Below are 19,305 nucleotides of genomic sequence, written 5' to 3'. Positions count from 1 at the left end.
GAATCCGGCTTGTGGCCGGCAAAATCGAGCCCGCCCTAGCTCAAATCCGGCGTATCGTCAAACAAACGCCGGTGTTCCTTCAGCGCGTAGGTGTCGGTCATCCCCGCCAGGAAGTCGGCCACGCTGCGCGCCTTGATGCGATCCTCGGCCCGGTCGAGCCCCTCGCGCCAGCCGTCCGGCATAGCGCGCGGGTCGGCGAAATAGACGTCGAACAGGTCCCTGACGATCCGCTCCGCATCGGCGCGCACGCGCATGACTTCCTTGTGCCGGTAGAGGTGTTTGTAGAGAAAGGCCGTCAGCTCTTTCTCGGCGATGGCCATTTCGGCGGAAAAGGTCACCATCGTCTCGCCCGCCGCCCTCACCGCATCGGCGCTCCGCGGTCCGGTGCGTTCCAGGTTGGCGGTGGTCGACCTGATCACGTCCTCGACCATGGCGGTGATCTGGCGCCGCATCAGCTCGTGGCCGGTGCGCACCTCGTCGAGATTGGGATAGCGCGCGCGCACCCCCTCCAGGATGGTCCCCGGCAGCGAGACGGCCTTCAGCATGTCCAGCGTCAGCAGCCCCGCCCTCAGGCCGTCGTCGATGTCGTGCGTGTTGTAGGCGATATCGTCGGCGATCGCAGCACACTGCGCCTCTATGCCGGCGAACCGGTCGAGTTCGAGGTCGTGCAGTTCCGAATAGTCGCGGATCGCCTGCGGCACCGGACCCTTCAGGCCCTTGCCGTTGGCATCGGTCAGCGGACCATTGTGCTTGACCAGGCCTTCCAATGTTTCCCAGGTCAGGTTCAGTCCGTCAAACTCGGCATAGCGCGCTTCCAGCCTTGTCACGATGCGCAGCGATTGCGCGTTGTGGTCGAAGCCGCCCCAATCAGCCATCTTCTCGTTGAGGGCGTCCTCGCCGGTGTGGCCGAAGGGCGTGTGGCCGAAATCATGCACCAGCGCCACCGCTTCAGCCAGATCCTCGTCGCCGCGCAGCGCCCGCGCCAGAGCGCGTGCGATCTGCGCCACCTCGATCGAATGGGTCAGCCGGGTGCGATAATGATCGCCTTCATGGGCGATGAAGACCTGCGTCTTGTGTTTCAGCCGCCGGAACGCGGTGGAATGGATGATGCGGTCGCGGTCGCGCTGGAACGGCGTGCGGGTCGGGCTTTCGACCTCTTCGAACAAGCGCCCGCGCGAGCGCGCCGGATCGCTGGCATAGACCGCGCGGGGCCTATAGCCGAATCCGATGTCGCCCAACTCGTTGGTCATGGTCGATGCCGCCTGACTTTGGCCGCCTGACTTTGGCCGCCAGACTATGGCCGGTTGACTTGGCCGGTTGACTTGGCCCTTCGCGCTTCATACCTATCATGTGAAACCGAAAGCAAGGTGACGCCCATGGGCGCGGATGCCAAGACCGCCATGAAAGTCGAGATGACCGATGCCGCCGCCAGGCGGATCGCCAAGATTGTGTCGGGCGAGGCCGGCAAGACTGCGTTGCGCGTTTCCGTCGAAGGCGGCGGCTGCTCCGGCTTTTCCTACAAGTTCGATCTGGTCGACGCGCGCAACGACGACGATGTCGCCATCGAGAAGGACGGCGCCACGGTTCTGATCGATGATCTGTCGCTGGTCTATATGGGCGGGTCGGTGATTGATTTCGTCGACGACCTGATGGGCCAGTCGTTCCAGATCCGCAACCCGAATGCGGTCGCCTCCTGCGGCTGCGGCACAAGCTTCTCCATTTAGGAACAACATGCCTGCCATTGGCGCGGTTCGTCAGGTCGCGCTCTCGGCCGGGCGAGACCTCGACGCGACCCTGGCCTTCTGGTGCGACGTGCTCGGGATGAGCGTGCATGTGCGCTACGATCCGCCGGGCATCGCCTTCATCATGGCCGGCAGCGTGCGGCTGCTGTTCACCGACGGCATTCCGGCCGGAACCGTCTATCTCGACATATCAGGTCTCGAGGATTTCCACGCCGGCGCGAAAGCTGCGGGCGTTCCCTTCACCGCGCCTCCAACGCTTGTTCATCGCGACACCGAGGGCCAGTTCGGTCCGGCGGGGGAAAGCGAGTGGATGGCCTTTCTAAAGGATCCCGCAGGCAATACGATCGGCCTGGTCGAACGTCTTGCCCCGGAAGAACATTGAGGCCGCCATGAAGATCGTCACCTGGAACATCAACGGCATTCGCGCCCGCATCGGCAATCTCACCCATTGGCTGACCGAAAGCGCCCCCGACATCGTCTGCCTGCAAGAGATCAAGACGGTCGACGAGCAGTTCCCGCGCGCCGAGATCGAGGCGCTTGGCTACAATGTGGAAACCCACGGCCAGAAGGGTTTCAACGGCGTCGCCCTGCTGTCGAAATTGCGCTTCGACGAGGTCATCAGAGGTCTGCCCGGCGACGACGCCGACGAGCACGCGCGCTTCATCGAAGGTGTGTTCTCGACCGACAAGGGCGCGCTGCGTGTCGCCTCGCTCTATCTGCCGAACGGCAATCCGATCGATGACGAGAGGAAATTCTCCTACAAGCTGTCCTGGATGGCACGGCTGGAGCGCTGGGCCGAGGAGCGGCTGAGGCTGGAGGAAGCCCTGGTGCTGGCCGGTGACTACAACGTCATTCCCGAATCTGTCGACGCGAAGTTCCCGGAGAACTGGCTGAATGATGCGCTGTTCCAGCCGCAGACGCGGCAGGCGTTCCGCAGGCTGAAGAATCTCGGCTTCACCGAAGCAGTGCGTTCGGTCACCGATGCGGGCGACACCTTCACCTTCTGGGACTACCAGGCCGGCGCCTGGCAGAAGAACAACGGCATCCGCATCGACCACCTGCTGCTGTCGCCCGAGGCCGCCAACCGGTTTTCATCGGCCTCGATCGAAAAGCATGTGCGCGCCTGGGAAAAACCGTCCGACCACGTGCCGGTGGCCATCGATCTCGATTTGCTGCCGGCCTGAGGGAGACCCCGGGCCCGCGCTGGACCTCGTATCGCCACAATCAGGCGCATGATGGGAGATCATCATGGCGGCTGGGGTTCCCATGACCATACGACTTGTCCTTTGTCCGATCGGCCTGGCATTCGCTGTCGCCGTCCCTGCGACGGCTTTCGCCGCCGAGGAATGTCTTGCCAATGGAAAATCCTACCCGGTCGGCCAGGTCGCCTGTCTGACGATCGCCGACAAGAGCCACCTCGCCCGCTGCGAGATGGTGCTCAACAACACCTCATGGACGAAAGTCGGGGACAGCTGCCCGCAAGACAGGCTGGCGCCGCACCGGCGGATGACGCCGATCTCGGCGCCGGCTCCCAGCATGGTGCCGGCGGAGCCGACCGAGAATTAATGTCTGATTAGCGATCTCCTCGTGGGGAGATCATCCTTACTGATCGGCGCTGTTGCCCTTGGTCAGGATGTCGTCAGCGAGCGAGATCGCTGTGCGGCGGTCGGCTTCGCCGGCGGCGGCAAAGGCCTCCTCCTGCATGCCGCGGATCCAGGGCTGGTCGGCGGGCGCCGCACGTTCGAGTGCTGCCGTCATCATCGCCAGGCCGCGCACGATCTTGCCGCTCTGGAACAACAGATGGCCGAGCGTCGCCTGCGCGCCGGCATGGCCTTTTTCGGCGGCGAGCTGGAACCAGCGCCCGGCCTGCTTGACGCTGGCCTTCACGCCGCCCTCGCCCTTCAGGAACATCTGCCCCATCTCGAACTGGGCATTCGGGTTGCGGTAGTTGGCGGCGGCGCGCATGTAATATTCCTGGGCCGCCACTTCGTTCTCGGTCACCGGGCTGCCGGGAATGCCCTTGCGCAAATAGTCGCCCAGCGCCACCAGCGCGTCGGAAACGTAGCTTTCTTCCGGTGAGCCGGGCTCGACGTCCTGATCGACGATCTCCGAGAAGAACTTGAACGCCTCGTAATCGTCGCGCGCCACGCCGTCACCCTCGGCATACATGCGGGCAAGCTTCCAGGTGGCGCCGATCTGGCCGTTCTCGGCGGCGTATTTATAGGCCTCCGCGGCCTGTTCCTTGTGGCCGTTCTTGTAGGCGGAGAAACCGAACTGGAACACCGCCCAGGGGCTCGACTGCGGCTTCACGCCGGTCTTGTCGTCGAACACCTTGTCGTCGAAGGCCATGGCCTGGCCGACGGCGCCAAAGATCGCTAACGCGACCAGTGCCGGAAGGACAGACGACCTCAACAACTCTGGTGTTGACTTCAACAACTCAGATGTCCGCATAGCAGTGTGTTTCTTTCGCACCGCCCGGATGGGTGACCGCGCCGTCGCGGGCGGAACCTACCGTCTGTGCGTATTTCCATATCGCGCCGGACTGATAGTCGGTCGTGCGCGCCTTCCAACTCTTTGCCCTCGCAGCCAGTTCCCTATCGGACAACGCCACATCGATCGTGCCGTTCACGGCATCTATAGAGATCACATCGCCGTCCCGGATGAGGCCGATCGGACCGCCAACGGCTGCCTCCGGCCCGACATGGCCGATGCAGAAGCCGCGCGTCGCGCCCGAGAAACGGCCGTCTGTGATCAGCGCCACCTTGCCACCCATGCCCTGGCCGTAGAGTGCCGCCGTCGTCGACAGCATCTCGCGCATGCCCGGTCCGCCGCGCGGCCCTTCGTAGCGGATGACGAGAACTTCGCCTTCCCGGTAGTTGCGATGCGTCACCGCTTCGAAACATTCCTCTTCCGAATCGAAGCAGCGCGCCGGGCCGGAGAACTTCAACTCCGTCATGCCCGCGACCTTCACGATCGCGCCTTCGGGGGCAAGGTTTCCCTTCAAGCCCACGACACCGCCGGTTTGGGTAATAGGTCTGTCGGCCGGGCGGACCACATCCTGGTGTTCATTCCAGGCAATATGCTCCATATTTTCGGCCAAAGTGCGGCCAGTGACCGTCAGGCAATCGCCATGCAGGTAGCCGTGGTCGAGCAGCGTCTTCATCAACAGCGGAATGCCGCCGGCCTCGAACATGTCCTTGGCGACATATTTGCCGCCGGGCTTGAGGTCGGCGATGTATGGCGTCTTCTCGAAAATCCGGGCGACATCGAACAGGTCGAACTTGATGCCGGCCTCATGCGCTATGGCCGGCAAATGCAGCGCCGCATTGGTCGAGCCGCCGGTGGCCGAAACCACCGTCGCCGCGTTCTCCAGTGCTTTCAGCGTGACGATGTCGCGCGGCCGGATGTTCCTGGCGATCAGTTCCATGATCTTTTCGCCGGAGGCGAAGTTGAAACGATCGCGCATTTCATAAGGCGCCGGCGCGCCGCAGGAATAGGGCAGTGCCAGACCGATCGCCTCGGCCACGGTCGCCATCGTGTTGGCGGTGAACTGGGCGCCGCAGGAGCCGGCCGAGGGACAGGCGGCCTGCTCGATTTCAAGCAGTTCGGCATCGCCGATCGTGCCGACCGAGTGCTGGCCGACCGCTTCGAACACATCCTGCACGGTGATCTGGCGGCCGCGGTAGCTGCCGGGCAGGATCGAGCCGCCATAGATGAAGATCGACGGCACGTTGAGCCGCACCATGGCCATCATCATGCCGGGCAGCGACTTGTCGCAGCCGGCGAGCCCGACCAGCGCGTCGTAGCAATGGCCGCGCATGGTGAGCTCGACCGAATCGGCGATGACCTCGCGCGACACCAGCGACGACTTCATGCCCTGGTGGCCCATGGCGATGCCGTCGGTGACGGTGATGGTGCAGAATTCGCGCGGCGTGCCGTTGGCGGCCGCGACGCCCTTCTTGACCACTTGCGCCTGGCGCATCAGCGAAATGTTGCAGGGCGCCGCTTCGTTCCAGCAGGAGGCGACGCCGACCAGCGGCTGTGCGATCTCGGCCGCCGACAGGCCCATGGCATAGAGATAGGAGCGATGCGGCGCACGCGCCGGACCGACGGTCACATAGCGGCTGGGGAGCTTAGCCTTGGAGATGACTTTGGCGTCCATACTCTTCCTTGCCCCACATCTTCCTCGCAAGAGGGCGGTGCGGCCTGCTCCCATCGCCGAGCCTTTTGGCGCGTGTCCCGAGACAAGATCGAGGTGCGCCGGGTTTATGGCGGGAAATGGGCAATTTCGTCGGCCTGACTTCTAGCGCAGGGGTTGTTCAGAAAGTGTTGCCAAAACATCACAACGACACGAGGCGGAGCTGGTGCGGTTTATCTGCAACGCAGCCCTGGGGCCGACAGGCTCGGCCACAGCCCCGGAACGAAAAAGGCCGGGCATTGCCCGGCCTTTCATTTGATTTTACAGAGACTTAGAACTTGATCTTCACACCACCAGAGATCGCCGTGATCAGATCATTCCCGAAATCGTAGCCGGCATCCTCGCCTGCAACATAGCCGTTCTCACCAGCCAATGTCCCCGAATGGCCGCTGGTCAAAACGCCGACGGCTCCAGCGAGCCGCACTTCGATGTTGGGCTGCGGCGTATAGGCGACGCCGCCGCCCACGGTCCACGTATCGGTCTGCGCACCATAGCCATGCGAGGTACCACGATCCCAAGTCAATTGACCGGCGGCACTCCATTGATCATTGAACTTGTGGCCGATACCACCTGAAACGGTCCAGCCGTCACGATACATCAGGTCGAGCGAGGTTAACTGCGCTGAATGGGCCTTGTCACCGGTGACGCACAATGCATCAGGGGTACCGACTGCGCAGATCGGAACGCTTTGCAGCACGCTCCAGTTCACCCACTTGATCGAACCGAAGACCAACCATCCTGGAGCTATACCCGACTGCAATTTCAACTCCACGGAATCAGGCATGTACTGCGTGGAGCCGTAGATCGGGATAACGCCCTTGCCGACATTGGTGAGGTCAAGTTCACCTGAGATGTTGTCCAGCTTCACCTTCGAATTGTAGACTAGGCTCGCGCGCAACGCGATGTCGGGGATTTCGTAGGCAACGCCGGCGCGCCAGCCCCAACCGCTAGCATCCAGATCGACACGACCAGGCAACCCCTGATGGGTCACAGGATTGAAGCCCGCAAAGCTTTCCTTGAAACCTGAAATATCCTGGTAGAACACGCCACCGATGAAACGAAGTTGACCCTTACCAGCATCAAACTTGTAGGAGCAGGTACCGGCGTAGTTGTTGCTTTTGATATCGGTTTCTATGTTAGAAACCGCTCCGTTCCACGCACTACCCGGCGCAGTATGCGCACCCCAGGGCTGTGAATAGTCGACCATGCAGTCGACGCCTTGCACAACCTGGACCTTGGCGCCGATGCGCGGCACCCAATAACCCTCTGCTCCATCGGCCGTGCTGCTTAGACCGAGGTTGGCTCCGCCGGGACCACGCGCATTCTCGTACTTACGGTCCGGCATCACATAGGTCGCTTCCGCGTCCGTCGCGAACGGCGCCGGATCAAACAGCAGGTCGATATCGTAGCCGCCACGTTCCAGGCCGCCGGCATGTGCCGAGCTCATTGCCGTCCCCAGCAAAGCCAGCGAAAAGCACCCTGCCCCCAGCAGTGCTTTCAAACGCAGATTGTTCATGGATGTCCTCCCCGAATAGTCAGTGCATCCAGCTAGAACCAATTCGGGTTAACGGTGCAACAACGAATTCTTGGGGCGTACATGTACATGTCCACCGGACGCATTCCGGACAAAATGCAGACCAGCGCAGCGAGGCAGAAAAACGGTTCGCCGGGCGTGTCTCACTCAGAAAAACGGGAGAAAATCGGCCAAAAAGGCCAAAAATAATCAGTTTTGAGCAGTCGAATGCCCCATTGTTACATTATGGCAACAATGGGGCGAAAACTTCCGTTTACGTCAACATTAACGCTACGGAATGCCGGTTTCGAGGCAAAAAGCCACCCCATTTTAGAGGGCCCTAAAGTCTCCCGAATCTGCCCTCAACCCGCTTCGCGAACCCTGGCCAGCGCCACCGAAAGCTTGCCCTGCGCCTCGCGGTATTCGGCCAGCTTTTCACGCTCGGCTTCCACGATCTCGGCCGGCGCGCTGGCGACGAATCTTTCGTTCGACAGCTTCTTGTGCAGGCGTGCGATCTCCTCGGTCACCTTGGCCAGTTCTTTCTGCAAGCGCGCGGCCTCGGCGGCGAGATCGATCAGGCTGCCGAGCGGCAGGCAGACCGTTGCCTCGTTGAGCACGATCTGCGCCGAGCCCTTGGGTGCGGCGTCAACCTGCGAGATGTCGCCGACGCGCGCCAGCCGCTTGATCGCGGCGGCGTGGCGCTCCAGCCGTTCGCGGGTAAGCGTGTTGGCTCCGATCACCATCAGCGGCGCGATGGCTGCCGGCGGCACGTTCATTTCCGAACGCACGGAACGAATGCCGGAGACGAGATCAACCAGCCAGTTGATGTCGGCGGCCGCTTCAGCGTCCTCGAAATCCGGCGACGGCCACGCGGCATGGCAAAGCAGCGAAGCGCGCTCCTTGCCCTCGCCCGCGGTCTGCGCCCAAAGTTCCTCGGTCATGAACGGCATCATCGGATGCAGGAGCTTGTAGATTTCGTCGAGCACGAAGGCGACGCAGGCGCGGCTTTCGGCCTTGGCCGCCTCGTCCGTGCCCATGAACACCGGCTTCAGCAGCTCCAGATACCAGTCGCAGAACAGGTTCCAGACGAAGCGGTAGGCCGCCCCCGCCGCCTCGTTGAAGCGATATGAGGTGATGCCGTCCGTGACCTCTCGCGCGGCGCGCGTCAGCTCGGTCAGGATCCAGCGGTTGACCGCCAGCTTGGCGTCGTTCAGCCAGAAATCGTCGTTGCGCGCGACTTCGTTCATCTCGGCGAAGCGCGTCGCGTTCCAAAGCTTGGTGCCGAAATTGCGGTAGCCGGCAATGCGCGCCGGGTCGAGCTTCACGTCACGCCCCTGCGCCGCCATCACCGTCAGCGTGAAGCGCAGCGCGTCGGCGCCATATTCGTCGATGAGGTCGAGCGGGTCGACGACATTGCCTTTCGACTTCGACATCTTCTGCCCGTTCTTGTCGCGCACCAGCGCGTGCATGTAGACGGTGTGGAACGGCTCCTCGTCCATGAAGTGCAGGCCCATCATCATCATGCGCGCGACCCAGAAGAAGATCAGGTCGAAGCCGGTCACCAGCACGTCGGTCTGGTAGTAGGTTTTCAGCTCCGGCGTCTCATCCGGCCAGCCCAGCGTCGAGAACGGCCACAGCGCCGAAGAAAACCAGGTATCGAGCACGTCCTCGTCACGGGTCAGGATTTCGCCCGGCTGGAAATTCTCGAGCTTGTCCTCGACCCAGGCCTTCCAGGGTCCTTCGAGCGCCAGATAATATTCGATCGCGGCACTCAGCGCCTCTTCCTCCGTCTTCTCGACGAAGACGCGCCCGTCCGGCCCATACCATGCCGGAATCTGGTGGCCCCACCAAAGCTGGCGCGAGATGCACCAGGGTTCAATGTTCTCCATCCACTGGAAGTACGTCTTTTCCCAATTCGCGGGTATGATCTTGGTACGCCCCTCGCGCACCGAGGCGATCGCCGGCTTGGCCAGTTCGGCGGCGTTTGCATACCACTGCTCGGTCAGGAACGGCTCGATCGGCACGCCGCCGCGATCACCATGCGGCACGGCGTGGCGATGCGGCTCGACCTTGTCGAGGAAGCCGCCTTCTTCCATCAATTCGACGATCCTCTTGCGCGCGACAAAGCGGTCAAGGCCGTTGAGTTCATCCCAGACGGCTTGGCGCTCCGGCGTCACCTCGAGCCCGGCGAGGAAATCCTCGTTGTCCCTGAGGTTTACCGCCGCCTCGACGGTGAGGATATTGATCGCCGGCAGCTTGTGGCGCTTGCCGACCTCGAAGTCGTTGAAGTCATGCGCCGGCGTTATCTTAACCGCGCCAGAGCCCTTCTCGGGGTCGGAATACTCATCCGCCACCACGGGAATCTTGCGGCCGACGATCGGCAGGACGACATTCTTGCCGACCAGGTGCCGGAAGCGCTCGTCGTCCGGATGCACGGCGACGGCCGTATCGCCCAGCATCGTCTCGGGGCGCGTCGTCGCCACGATGATGAAGGTCTTCGGGTTTTCCGGATCGAAGGCCACGCCTTCGACGGGATAGCGGAAGTGCCAGAGATTGCCGTTGACCTCCTGCTGCTCGACCTCGAGATCGGAGATCGCGGTGAGCAGCTTGGGATCCCAGTTCACAAGGCGCTTGTCCTTGTAGATCAGGCCTTCCTTGTAGAGCGTGACGAACACTTCGAGCACGGCCTTGGACAGGCCTTCGTCCATGGTGAAGCGTTCGCGCGACCAGTCGGCCGAGGCGCCGAGCCGCTTCAGCTGGTTGAGGATCGCGCCCCCGGATTCGGCCTTCCACTCCCACACTTTCTCGATGAACTGTTCACGGGTGAGGTCGCGGCGATGGATCTGCTTTTCCATCAACTGCCGCTCGACCACCATCTGCGTGGCGATGCCGGCATGGTCCATGCCCGGCTGCCACAGCACGTTCTTGCCGCGCATGCGCTCGAAGCGAACGAGAATATCCTGCAACGTGTTGTTGAGCGCGTGGCCCATATGCAGCGAGCCGGTGACGTTGGGCGGCGGGATGACGATGGTGAAGGCCTCAGCCCCCTCCTCGGCGCCGGCGCCGGCGCGAAACGCGTCGGCCTCTTCCCACACCTTGGCAATCTTCGGTTCGACGGTTTTGGCGTCGTAGGTCTTTTCAAGCATGGGAAAATGGTCCGCGCTGTCGGATTTTTGCTGGTCCGGTGTAAATCGGAAGGCTTTGACCGAGTCAACCGTAGGGGCCGCCTCGGCAACCGGCACAACAGAAAGAGGATCACCGTTCAGATAGTGTCTGTCCCGTATGCGACAATCCCTGGTGGCGTCGGCACTGTCACCGGCTCCAGCCGGAGAGGCATTGCACGCCTACGCCGCCCAATCCCAAATGCCAGCTCGGGTCGTACGAAACGAGGAATAGTGCGACGTCTCAGGACGCGCTGGAGTCCTCTGGTTTTTCTTTCAAAGCTTCGGCGAACTTGCGCATAAGCCGCACGAGTTCGTCGATGTCGTGTGCGTCCCAGCTTTCGAAAACGGCGCGAGCGTTTCTCTCTCGTGCTGCGTCGATCTTGTCGGTCATCGCCTTGCCCTTTGGCGTGACGACAGCCTCATTCACGCGGCGGTCTGTCTCGCTCTGCCGGCGCACGGCCAGGCCAAGGCTTTCGAGCTTCGCCACCTGACGGCTGACAGTGGTGTAATCGCGGCCAGCCCGGTCGGCGAGGTCCACTATCCCTATCGGCCCAAGCCGCTCTATCCCGACCAGCAGAGGAAACAGTGCGCGGTCGAGCGCAATTCCGGCCTCCTTTACCATCTGCTCATCGCGCTGAGGCCGGTTCATAAGGCTGGCAATCTCGATCAGCGCTCCGTGGAGTTCACGAATCTGATGACTCCCAATATGTGTATTTTTCACGCTTTTCATTGACAGCACTCCGACTCTCCATTATGTGCATTTTACACACAAGGAGATCGACATGACAAACGGTTTTGCGGCAGATGTGCTCATCTGCGGCGCAGGAGCGGCTGGCCTGACGCTGGGGATCGAGCTTGCACGGCGCGGTATATCCTTCCAGCTCATTGAGAAGATGAGCGAACCCTTCCGTGGCTCGCGCGGCAAGGGCATCCAGCCGAGGACACAGGAGATTTTCGAAGATCTTGGCATTCTCGACAGGGTCGTTGCCGCAGGCGGCGTCTATCCGCCGATGCGCGTGTATGGCGATGACGGCAGCTATATCGAAAAGGACACCGGCGAGCGCCCCGATCCGACGCCGGCAGAGCCTTACGCCATCGCGCTAATGATTCCGCAATTCCTCACCGAGCGGATCATGCGAGAGCGGCTGGCAGAACTAGGCCATAGGGTCGAGTACGGATGTGAGTTGGTTGGGTTCGAGCAAGGTGAGAACGGTGTCATGGCACGTCTTGCGGGGCCGAATGGCGAGCAAACCGTTCGCGCACGCTATCTTGTCGGGGCGGACGGCGGGCACAGCTTCGTGCGCGGCGCGCTCGGCTTGAATTTCCCCGGCAAGACGCTGGGCGTGCGTGCGGTCGTGGCGGATGTGCTGTTGACCGGGCTGGACCGCGATGCGTGGCACCAGTTCAACGACGGTGACATGGAGCGAATGGTCGCGATTTGCCCGCTCGCCGGAACCGATCTCTTCCAGATTCAGGCACCCATTCTGCTGGACGGCGAAGTGGACCTCTCAGCAGAACAGCTGGGGCGCTTGATTAATGAGCGGACCGGCCGCGGCGACGTGCGGGTGGATTCGGTCGCCTGGGCGTCGGCCTACCTGATGAACGCCCGGCTTGCCGATCGCTACCGGGTCGATCGGGTATTCCTCGTTGGCGATGCAGCTCATATCCATCCGCCAACCGGCGGCCAGGGCCTGAACACCAGCGTGCAGGATGCCTATAATCTGGGCTGGAAACTTGCCGCCGTCCTCGACGGCGCGGATGATTGCCTGCTCGACACCTATGAGCAGGAACGACGTCCGGTCGCAGAATCGGTTCTCGGCCTTTCGACCCGGCTGCTCGACACCCAGAAACAGGGTGGAATGCACCGCGGCCGCGAGGTGCGCCAGCTCGATATCGCCTATCCGGAATCGCCGCTCTCCAGGGAAATGGCCGAACGCAGCAGCGGCCCGCACGCGGGGGACCGCGCGCCGGATGCCCAAATCAGGGGCGCGGCGGGGCAACCATGGCGACTGTTCCAATTGCTGCAAGGGCCGCATTGGACACTGCTTGTTCATCAAGCCGGGAGAGAGACGGTTGGGCCACTCAAGGGGCTGCATGTCCACCACATCGGCCCGCAAGGCGATGTCATCGATGCCTGGGGACACCTTCGCGATGCTTATGCACTGGCACCGGGCGAGTGTGTGCTGATCCGGCCGGACGGATATATCGGTGTGATGGCGATTCTTGATGCAGACCGAACCGCGAAGCTCGAAACCTATTTGGCCCGCATGGGCCTAGTCCAACCCGGAGAAGACCCGAAAGACTGCCGAGATATGTTCGAACAATGAGGTTGGCGGGCTCTATGCTTGGGTCGGGCCTATATGAAGCGTGGAGCGGCGTGGTCGTGGCAATCGCCATCATCGGAGCTATTATTGCGGCCACCGCCTCCTTCGACGTGCCGATCCTGAGATTACCGTGCCTGCGCCAGGGTGAAGGCGCAGCGGTGTCCAACTAGCCACCTAAGGCGACCCGGGAAAATCATTACGCGCCGCGCGCCACGCGCTCGATCTCCTCGCGCACCAGGCGCTCGACCAGCGTTGGCAGGTTGTTGTCCAGCCAGTCCTGCAGCATCGGCCGCAGCATCTCCTCGGCCATCTCGTCGAATGTCTTCTTGCTGCGGCTGGCAAAGGCGTCGGAGAGTTCGCCAAAGGCCGCGGCGACCTGCCGGCCCGTATGCTCGGAAAGGATTGCCGGACGGGCCGCAGGCGTTTCATCCGCCGCCTTGCGCGCCTCGTCGGTGCTCGCCGGGGCGGCGATCGAAGGGGTCCGCTCGAACGCCGGCTCCGGCATCGGCTCGTCCACCGGCGCTTCGGGCTGGACAACCGGCTTGCGAATGCCTGGTATCGCCTTCGCCTGCTCGCCGACCGCTGCGATCTCGCGGCGCCAATCGGCGACGATGGCATCGCTTGCCGCGCCGGCCTCGGGCGTCGCGGGCCTGTCGGTCCTTTCGGCGGGCAGCGGCTCGGCGGCGATCCGGGCGCTCACCTCGGCAAGCGTCATCGACGCCCTTGGTGCCACGGGATCGGTTCGCTCCGGCGCTTCCATGCGCGCGACCGTTGGTTCGGCCGCCGATGTCTGTGCCTGCACCTCCGCCAGCGTGACCGGCTTCCTGACCTCGGGAGCGGCATGCAATTCGGCGCGGAACGCATCGACGTCGGGAGCAGCGCCCGCCGCCGGCTTCAGATCCTGCCGCAAGTCATCGGCATCGTCCGGCTGCTTGCGGCCGCTGTCGCTGTCCTCGATGATCCTCCTGATGGAAGCCAGTATCTCTTCCATGGAAGGTTCGCGCTGTGCGCTGCTTGCCGTTGCCATCGTCACATCCGCCGCCCTTGTGACCTGTTACAGACTTCCGCTCCGGTAAACGCCGGATTCGAATCATGGCGACAGCGTAACCGACGGAGCGCCGTACGAGAATCCCCATTCTGGGGACATGTGGGATTTCAACAGATTAGCGCAATTCGTCGAAAAGCATGTGACGGGTTGCCGGCGCAGTTGCGCAAACAATGAAGCGACCCGGCGTTTCGATCGAACGCCGGGTCGCTTCGAGAGAACTACTCGAATCTGTGGAGTTTAGCGGCCATCCGGCGTGCGCAGGCCGATCCACTTGTCCTTGACGGCATTGTAGTGCTCTTCAGGCCTGTACTTCGTCGCCTGCAGCGCAAGGCGCTCGGCCGAGAGGCGGCCGATCGCCGACAGGATGGCATAACTCGCCACCACAACGTCGTGCTCGGAATTTGCCTGGTTGATCTTGGCGGTGATGACGGTGGCCTGCGCGTTGAGCACGTCCAGCGTGGTGCGCTGGCCGACATTGCGTTCCTCGATGACACCGTTCAGCGCCAGTTGAGCGGCGTCGATCACCTGCCTGTTGGCGGCGACGCTCTGCTGCGCGGCGGTGTATTGCGACCACGCCGAGGCGACGGCCTGGCGCACCTGGTCGCGGCTGACGTCGACCTGGATGCGGGCCTCGCCAAGCGATTCCTTGTTCTGTCGCACGACCGCCGAGGTGCGGCCGCCCGAATAGATCGGGATCGTCAGTGTCGCACCGATGTTGGCCGAGGTCGAACCGCCGTTGCTCCCCTGGAGGTCGGGATTGCGATGCAGATAATCCTCCGAAATGCCGGCCGATGCGGAAAGCTGCGGCAGCAATGCACCCTCGGACGACTTCACCGAAAACGCGGCCGCATCGACCAGATGCTGGGTGGCGAGGATCGCCGGATGCTCGGCCGAGGCGATGGCTATCGCCGAATCGAGGCTCGGCGGCAGCAGCCTGGCCAATGGCGAGGCAGGCCTGAGCTTGCCCGGCTCGTCACCGACGATCTGGTGATAGCTCGCCGCACTTGCCAGCGCCTGCGCGCGGGCGGCGCTGAGCGACGCCACGGCGGAAGCGCGCGACGCATCGGCCTGCGCAACGTCGGTGCGCGTGCCTTCGCCGACCTCGAACCGCGAGCGCGCGGCGCGCGCCTGCTCGGTCAGGAACTGCAGATTCTGCTCCGTCAGCACCGCGATCTGCCGGTCGCGAATCACGTCCATATAGGCCGTGGCCGCGCTCAACAACGTGTTCTCCTCGGTGTTGCGCAGGCTTTCGACGGATGCCTTGACCCGCGATTCGGCTGCCGCCACATTGTTTCTCGTCTGGAAGCCGTCGAACAGGCTCTGGTTTATGACGATGGCCACACTGGCCGACCCCGTCTTGACGTTGGCGCCGCTGGCACGGGTATTCACATAATTCGTGTCGGCCGTCCCGGTGATGGTCGGGCGCCAGCCGGACTTGGCTATGGCCACGCTCTCGTCGGTGACGCGTACGCCGGCTCGTGAGGCATTCAGCGAGGAATTGTATTGATAGGCCTTTGCAAGCGCGCCGGAGATGGTTTCGGCCGAGGCGGCCAGCGGGGAAAGCGCGGTCGCCGAAACGAGGACGGCGGTGAAAAGTGACTTGCGTAGAGACGGCACCATTAAACCCTCATTCGTTTTCCATGGGAACCACGCCGCACCGGCTTCTCCTTGGAGAACCGGAGCGGCGTGTCAGAATGTTCCCTGTCGCTCGGCCCAAAGTGCCCCCATTGGGATCAGCAACGATTGTTCAAATGCAAGCGACCATGACAAAGCCTCTGCTGCAAGGCCAAATCATTCAGAATTCGAAAGCATGCTCACGTTCGAACCCGGGTAGTGGCTTAATTGCCGCATTAAATGCCCGTCTACCGGTTACAACCCCCCCTGCTTTGAAAAAAAGCCGCGCCACGCCAGAATTGCCCTGCCCTTCGACCGCGACGAGGCGGCCGCCTTCGGCGAGCTGGTCGAGCAGCGCCGCCGGCACTTTGCCGACGCTGCCGCCGACGAAGACGACATCGTAGGGCGCCTTGGCCGCATATCCCTGCGGCAGCGGGCCCTGGACCACGGTCACATTGCCGCAGCCCAGCGATGAGAGCACCGACTTTGCGGTTTCGGCCAGCGCCGAATCACTTTCAAGCGCCACCACGGAGCCCGCCAGTCGCGACAGGATGGCCGAGGCATAGCCGGTGCCGCAGCCGACATCGAGGACCGAATCAGCCTGACTGATCTCGGCCAGTTGCATCAGCTTGGCCAGCGGCGAAGGCTCCATCAGATATCGCGCGCCGCCGGGGCCGTCCGCGATGCGGATGTCTTCGTCGATGTAGGCGAGATTGCGCTGGCGTTCGTCGACGAAAAGCTCGCGGGGCACGGAAAGCATGGCGTCGAGCAGCGGCGTGCTGGTCACGTCGGTGGTGCGGATCTGGCCATCGACCATCTTGACGCGAAGCTCGGAGAAATCAGCGCTCATGTCCCAACCAATCCGCTTGCCGCGCCACATCGCGGTTCATTTAGACGGGAACGGCGAGCTCCCTGCGCTGACGCGCGGGAGCCGGAGATTGGAGGCCTCGCCCGGAATCGAACCGGGGTGCAAGGATTTGCAGTCCTCTGCGTAACCACTCCGCCACGAGGCCTCGTTACTCCCGGCGTTCCACCCGGTTCCAATAGGTTGCGGCGAAAAAGCCGTCAAGCGGCGACAATGCATTCGCGACGGTTTCGCCTGCGCCAGTCCCCGCATCCCGCCCTAAATGCGAGACAGGGCGGTTCGAGCTGCGTTAGCAAGCCGTTAAGCATGGCGGATGATCGGGAGAAACTCCGCGCACCGGGCTGCGTTGAGGCCGAGGAGGACTGCGCCATGCAGCTGGCCAAACCGGACGAGTCGACCAACAACGCGGACAGCTCGCCGCTGCTGGGGTGCGAGGAGCTGGTGCGCTACGCCATGGATTGCCTCAAGATAGAAGGCACCGGCCGGCTTTCACCGCGCGACCGCGCGCGCCTTGCCTCGGCTTCCGCCGTCCTGAAGGAAATCAGCGAGGATCTGAGAGCAGGCCAGCAGGACGCCCCGGAGGAGGCGAGCACTGGAACGCAGGATAGCGCTGCGATTTGATTCGGGCCCCAAAGGCCGCCGCGACGAAGCCGGGCAAGGTCCCCGGCGTGGCCGATCAATCCGGCCGGCGCCGCCGTTCCCACCAGACGACGAACCGGCGCCGATGGCGGCGCACCATGGCGAATTCGTAGGAGAGCACCAAAAGTCCGAGCGGCACCATCCAGAAACCGAGAATCGGCAAGAACCCCAGAATGCCGCCAATCGTCAAAAGCACGCCGATTGCAATCCTGAGGCCGCGCGAACGCGGCATGGTGAACTTGCGCCCGAAGACCGATATCTTTCGCGCCGGTGCCTGGTTTTCTTCTGCTGCCGTCATCTCGAATGGCTGGTCCGTCTGGTGGTTTGAGGATGTCACTTGACGACGAAAGCCGCGACCGCGCATTCGGTTCCGCGCCCCTCGCAAGACGGCTAATATGAGGACGAACGCCGCCGATTGCGAGAAACGCCTGAGCGAAAAAGTCTCGGAAAAATGCGAAATGGTTCTTTGCAAAGCCGAAAAGGGTTTGCTATAGGCTGCGCCACTCGCATGAGAGCCTCTGTTCCCCGGTAGCTCAGTGGTAGAGCAACCGGCTGTTAACCGGTTGGTCGCTGGTTCGAATCCGGCCCGGGGAGCCACTTAATCCAGAAAAGTCTTGAAACCTAAGGTCTGTAAGGGTTTCCACTTCCCCAGAGATACACCGCGCGATACACTGCGGGGTACCCTGAGCATGAAGATTGACGTGAAGCACATACAGAAACGTGGCAAGGCTGGCTGGCGCTACAGGCGCAAGATTCCTGAGGAACTTCGGGGCATTCTAGGCAAGAGGGAACACCTTGTGCCGCTTGGGGCAACTGAACAGGAGGCCCTCAAGAGGTATCCGAGGGTTCATGCCGAGGCGGAGAAACTTTTCTCCGAAGCGGTCAAGCGCGCCCAGGGGCCGGTCCCAACAGAGTACGCATATTTCCGCGACGGGATAGCTGCTGCCCGTAAGATGGGGTTTCGCCAAGACCGTGATTTTCCGCATCCCCGCGAGATCGAGCAGGATGCGGACTGGCAAGCTAGGCTAAAGGTCGTTGAGAAACTGGCGCGCAAATACGATCCGAACTTCGATAGCCTTGAAGACGATGACGATGACGATATTCCGACTATCATCCCTACTGAAGCCGACTCGGCATTGGCGCAAGCCTTAGTTTTAAACCCAGCAGGCACGCCAGCACCGACCCTTGAAGACGCCAAGAGGCTGTATCTTAAAGAGCGAGTTGGAGGAGATGAGATCAAGCAAATGGAGCTTGAGCGTGTCTTCAGGCTCGTCAGGGAGGCGCTCGGCAAAGACCGCAAGCTGGCAAGCATCAAGCGTGAGGATGCCAAGGACGTCCGTGATCACATGTTGGATGGGCGCAAGGCGTCGTCAGTGGACCGCTACTTGAACGTGGTCCGGGCGGTCATCAACCACGCCATAAGAGAGTTTGACCTTGTGGGGGCCGCCAACCCCTTCATGAACTTGGAAGCCGCACCGAAGGATAGGGCTGAGCCCGATAGGGACAAGCGTCGTCCATTCACGCTGGACGAGGTCACTGCGATTACCGCGCGCATAGCGTCTTACGCCAAGGGAGACCTTCGGCACATCTGGTCACTCCTAAATGGCACCGGGTGCCGCCTCGCAGAGGTCTCAGGACTTCGTGTGGCAGATGTACACCTGGATCACGCCATTCCGCATCTAACAGTCGAGTGGCATGACGATCGGCGGATAAAGAATAAGGTATCTCGGCGGAACGTCCCATTGATTGGGGAGGCTCTCAAAGCCGCAAAGGAAGCCGTAGAGGCCGCTGGAAACGCAACGATGTTGTTTCCTGCTTATGGTCGACCCCGAGGCCCGGCATCAGCGTCTGCCGCCCTCGGGAAGCACGTGCGGGCATGTGTGGCTGACCCAAAAGCCACTACCCATTCCCTTCGTCATCTTATGAAGGATCGGCTTAGGTTGGCGGGGGTCAATAAGTCGGATCAAGATATTGTTCTAGGTCACTCTTCGGGGAGCGTTGGGGAGGACTATGGGGGCGACGAGGCGCGCCTTGAGGTCGCCAGACGAGCGCTTGAAAGGGCAAACTTGGAGCCGAGGGCACGCCCTCATAAAAGATAGCCCTATTGCTTAGTTGGCGGTGGGTCTACCCAACCAAGCGCATGCTTCCAGCTACGCTTAAAGCTGGCATAGTACTCGGCTCATAGTCTTGTCATCACG

At 62.3% G+C, this 19,305-nt stretch carries 17 protein-coding genes and 2 tRNA genes; 8 read left to right on the top strand and 11 right to left on the bottom strand.

Going from position 1 to position 19,305, the window contains the following annotated elements; all coding sequences use genetic code 11:
* Positions 1–35: 35 nt before the first annotated feature.
* Positions 36–1,250, bottom strand: a complete 1,215-nt coding sequence (locus FJ986_RS23090) for a deoxyguanosinetriphosphate triphosphohydrolase (RefSeq protein ID WP_140675813.1) — start codon at positions 1,248–1,250, stop codon at positions 36–38.
* 126 nt (positions 1,251–1,376) lie between these two features.
* Between FJ986_RS23090 and erpA the strand changes: the two genes are divergently transcribed.
* The 4 genes from erpA to FJ986_RS23070 all read left to right on the top strand — a co-directional run bounded on the left by erpA (position 1,377) and on the right by FJ986_RS23070 (position 3,308).
* The gene (gene erpA / locus FJ986_RS23085) at positions 1,377–1,724 is read left to right on the top strand and encodes an iron-sulfur cluster insertion protein ErpA (protein WP_140551452.1); all 348 of its coding nucleotides are present in this window, start codon (positions 1,377–1,379) and stop codon (positions 1,722–1,724) included.
* 7 nt (positions 1,725–1,731) lie between these two features.
* Complete coding sequence (locus FJ986_RS23080; protein ID WP_140495758.1) at positions 1,732–2,124, top strand: VOC family protein; 393 nt, start codon at positions 1,732–1,734, stop codon at positions 2,122–2,124.
* 7 nt (positions 2,125–2,131) lie between these two features.
* Complete coding sequence (xth, locus tag FJ986_RS23075; protein WP_140675810.1) at positions 2,132–2,926, top strand: exodeoxyribonuclease III; 795 nt, start codon at positions 2,132–2,134, stop codon at positions 2,924–2,926.
* 64 nt (positions 2,927–2,990) lie between these two features.
* A complete protein-coding gene (locus tag FJ986_RS23070) occupies positions 2,991–3,308 on the top strand; it encodes a hypothetical protein (protein ID WP_140675807.1) in 318 nt (105 codons plus the stop codon).
* 36 nt (positions 3,309–3,344) lie between these two features.
* Here the strand turns inward: FJ986_RS23070 and FJ986_RS23065 are convergent, their stop codons facing one another.
* From FJ986_RS23065 to FJ986_RS23045, 5 genes are all read right to left on the bottom strand, one after another.
* The gene (locus FJ986_RS23065) at positions 3,345–4,193 is read right to left on the bottom strand and encodes a tetratricopeptide repeat protein (protein ID WP_140495755.1); all 849 of its coding nucleotides are present in this window, start codon (positions 4,191–4,193) and stop codon (positions 3,345–3,347) included.
* On the bottom strand, positions 4,180–5,904 hold the full coding sequence (gene ilvD / locus FJ986_RS23060; protein ID WP_140495754.1) for a dihydroxy-acid dehydratase: 1,725 nt from the start codon (positions 5,902–5,904) through the stop codon (positions 4,180–4,182). The genes FJ986_RS23065 and ilvD overlap by 14 nt, the downstream gene beginning before the upstream one ends.
* A 307-nt stretch (positions 5,905–6,211) precedes the next feature.
* On the bottom strand, positions 6,212–7,456 hold the full coding sequence (locus FJ986_RS23055) for an OmpP1/FadL family transporter (protein WP_140670374.1): 1,245 nt from the start codon (positions 7,454–7,456) through the stop codon (positions 6,212–6,214).
* Between the two features lie 359 nt (positions 7,457–7,815).
* The gene (locus FJ986_RS23050) at positions 7,816–10,599 is read right to left on the bottom strand and encodes a valine--tRNA ligase (RefSeq protein WP_140495752.1); all 2,784 of its coding nucleotides are present in this window, start codon (positions 10,597–10,599) and stop codon (positions 7,816–7,818) included.
* A 259-nt stretch (positions 10,600–10,858) separates the two neighbouring features.
* On the bottom strand, positions 10,859–11,356 hold the full coding sequence (locus tag FJ986_RS23045) for a MarR family winged helix-turn-helix transcriptional regulator (RefSeq protein ID WP_140517148.1): 498 nt from the start codon (positions 11,354–11,356) through the stop codon (positions 10,859–10,861).
* A 43-nt stretch (positions 11,357–11,399) separates the two neighbouring features.
* Here FJ986_RS23045 and FJ986_RS23040 point away from each other — a divergent pair, with 43 nt between their 5' ends.
* Positions 11,400–12,944 carry an FAD-dependent oxidoreductase gene (locus tag FJ986_RS23040; RefSeq protein ID WP_140517150.1) on the top strand — a complete coding sequence of 515 codons (1,545 nt, stop codon included), beginning with the start codon at positions 11,400–11,402 and terminating at the stop codon, positions 12,942–12,944.
* A gap of 193 nt (positions 12,945–13,137) precedes the next feature.
* On the opposite strand, the gene FJ986_RS23035 is transcribed toward FJ986_RS23040, so the two are convergent.
* The 4 genes from FJ986_RS23035 to FJ986_RS23020 form a co-directional block, all read right to left on the bottom strand.
* Positions 13,138–13,968, bottom strand: a complete 831-nt coding sequence (locus FJ986_RS23035) for a PopZ family protein (RefSeq protein WP_140495748.1) — start codon at positions 13,966–13,968, stop codon at positions 13,138–13,140.
* Positions 13,969–14,226: 258 nt separating this feature from the next.
* Positions 14,227–15,606 (bottom strand): TolC family outer membrane protein, encoded by a 1,380-nt coding sequence (locus FJ986_RS23030; RefSeq protein WP_140495878.1) that lies wholly within the window; start codon positions 15,604–15,606, stop codon positions 14,227–14,229.
* A 178-nt stretch (positions 15,607–15,784) separates the two neighbouring features.
* Positions 15,785–16,453, bottom strand: a complete 669-nt coding sequence (locus FJ986_RS23025; protein ID WP_140495747.1) for a protein-L-isoaspartate O-methyltransferase — start codon at positions 16,451–16,453, stop codon at positions 15,785–15,787.
* Positions 16,454–16,542: 89 nt separating this feature from the next.
* Positions 16,543–16,616, bottom strand: a tRNA-Cys gene (locus FJ986_RS23020).
* Between the two features lie 221 nt (positions 16,617–16,837).
* Between FJ986_RS23020 and FJ986_RS23015 the strand changes: the two genes are divergently transcribed.
* Positions 16,838–17,089: a hypothetical protein gene (locus FJ986_RS23015; RefSeq protein ID WP_140495746.1), complete on the top strand. Its 252-nt coding sequence runs from the start codon at positions 16,838–16,840 to the stop codon at positions 17,087–17,089.
* A 55-nt stretch (positions 17,090–17,144) separates the two neighbouring features.
* Here FJ986_RS23015 and FJ986_RS23010 read toward each other — a convergent pair whose 3' ends face one another.
* Positions 17,145–17,405: a hypothetical protein gene (locus FJ986_RS23010; protein WP_140495745.1), complete on the bottom strand. Its 261-nt coding sequence runs from the start codon at positions 17,403–17,405 to the stop codon at positions 17,145–17,147.
* A 224-nt stretch (positions 17,406–17,629) separates the two neighbouring features.
* Between FJ986_RS23010 and FJ986_RS23005 the strand changes: the two genes are divergently transcribed.
* Positions 17,630–17,704: transfer RNA gene (locus tag FJ986_RS23005), tRNA-Asn, on the top strand.
* A 92-nt stretch (positions 17,705–17,796) separates the two neighbouring features.
* Positions 17,797–19,206 (top strand): tyrosine-type recombinase/integrase, encoded by a 1,410-nt coding sequence (locus tag FJ986_RS23000; protein WP_140675804.1) that lies wholly within the window; start codon positions 17,797–17,799, stop codon positions 19,204–19,206.
* Positions 19,207–19,305 lie beyond the last annotated feature (99 nt).

The sequence above is a fragment of the Mesorhizobium sp. B1-1-1 genome, assembly GCF_006442955.1.
GTDB lineage: Bacteria > Pseudomonadota > Alphaproteobacteria > Rhizobiales > Rhizobiaceae > Mesorhizobium.
The sequence above is the reverse complement of the archived record's forward strand: the minus strand, read 5'-3'. Positions and strand labels throughout refer to the sequence as shown.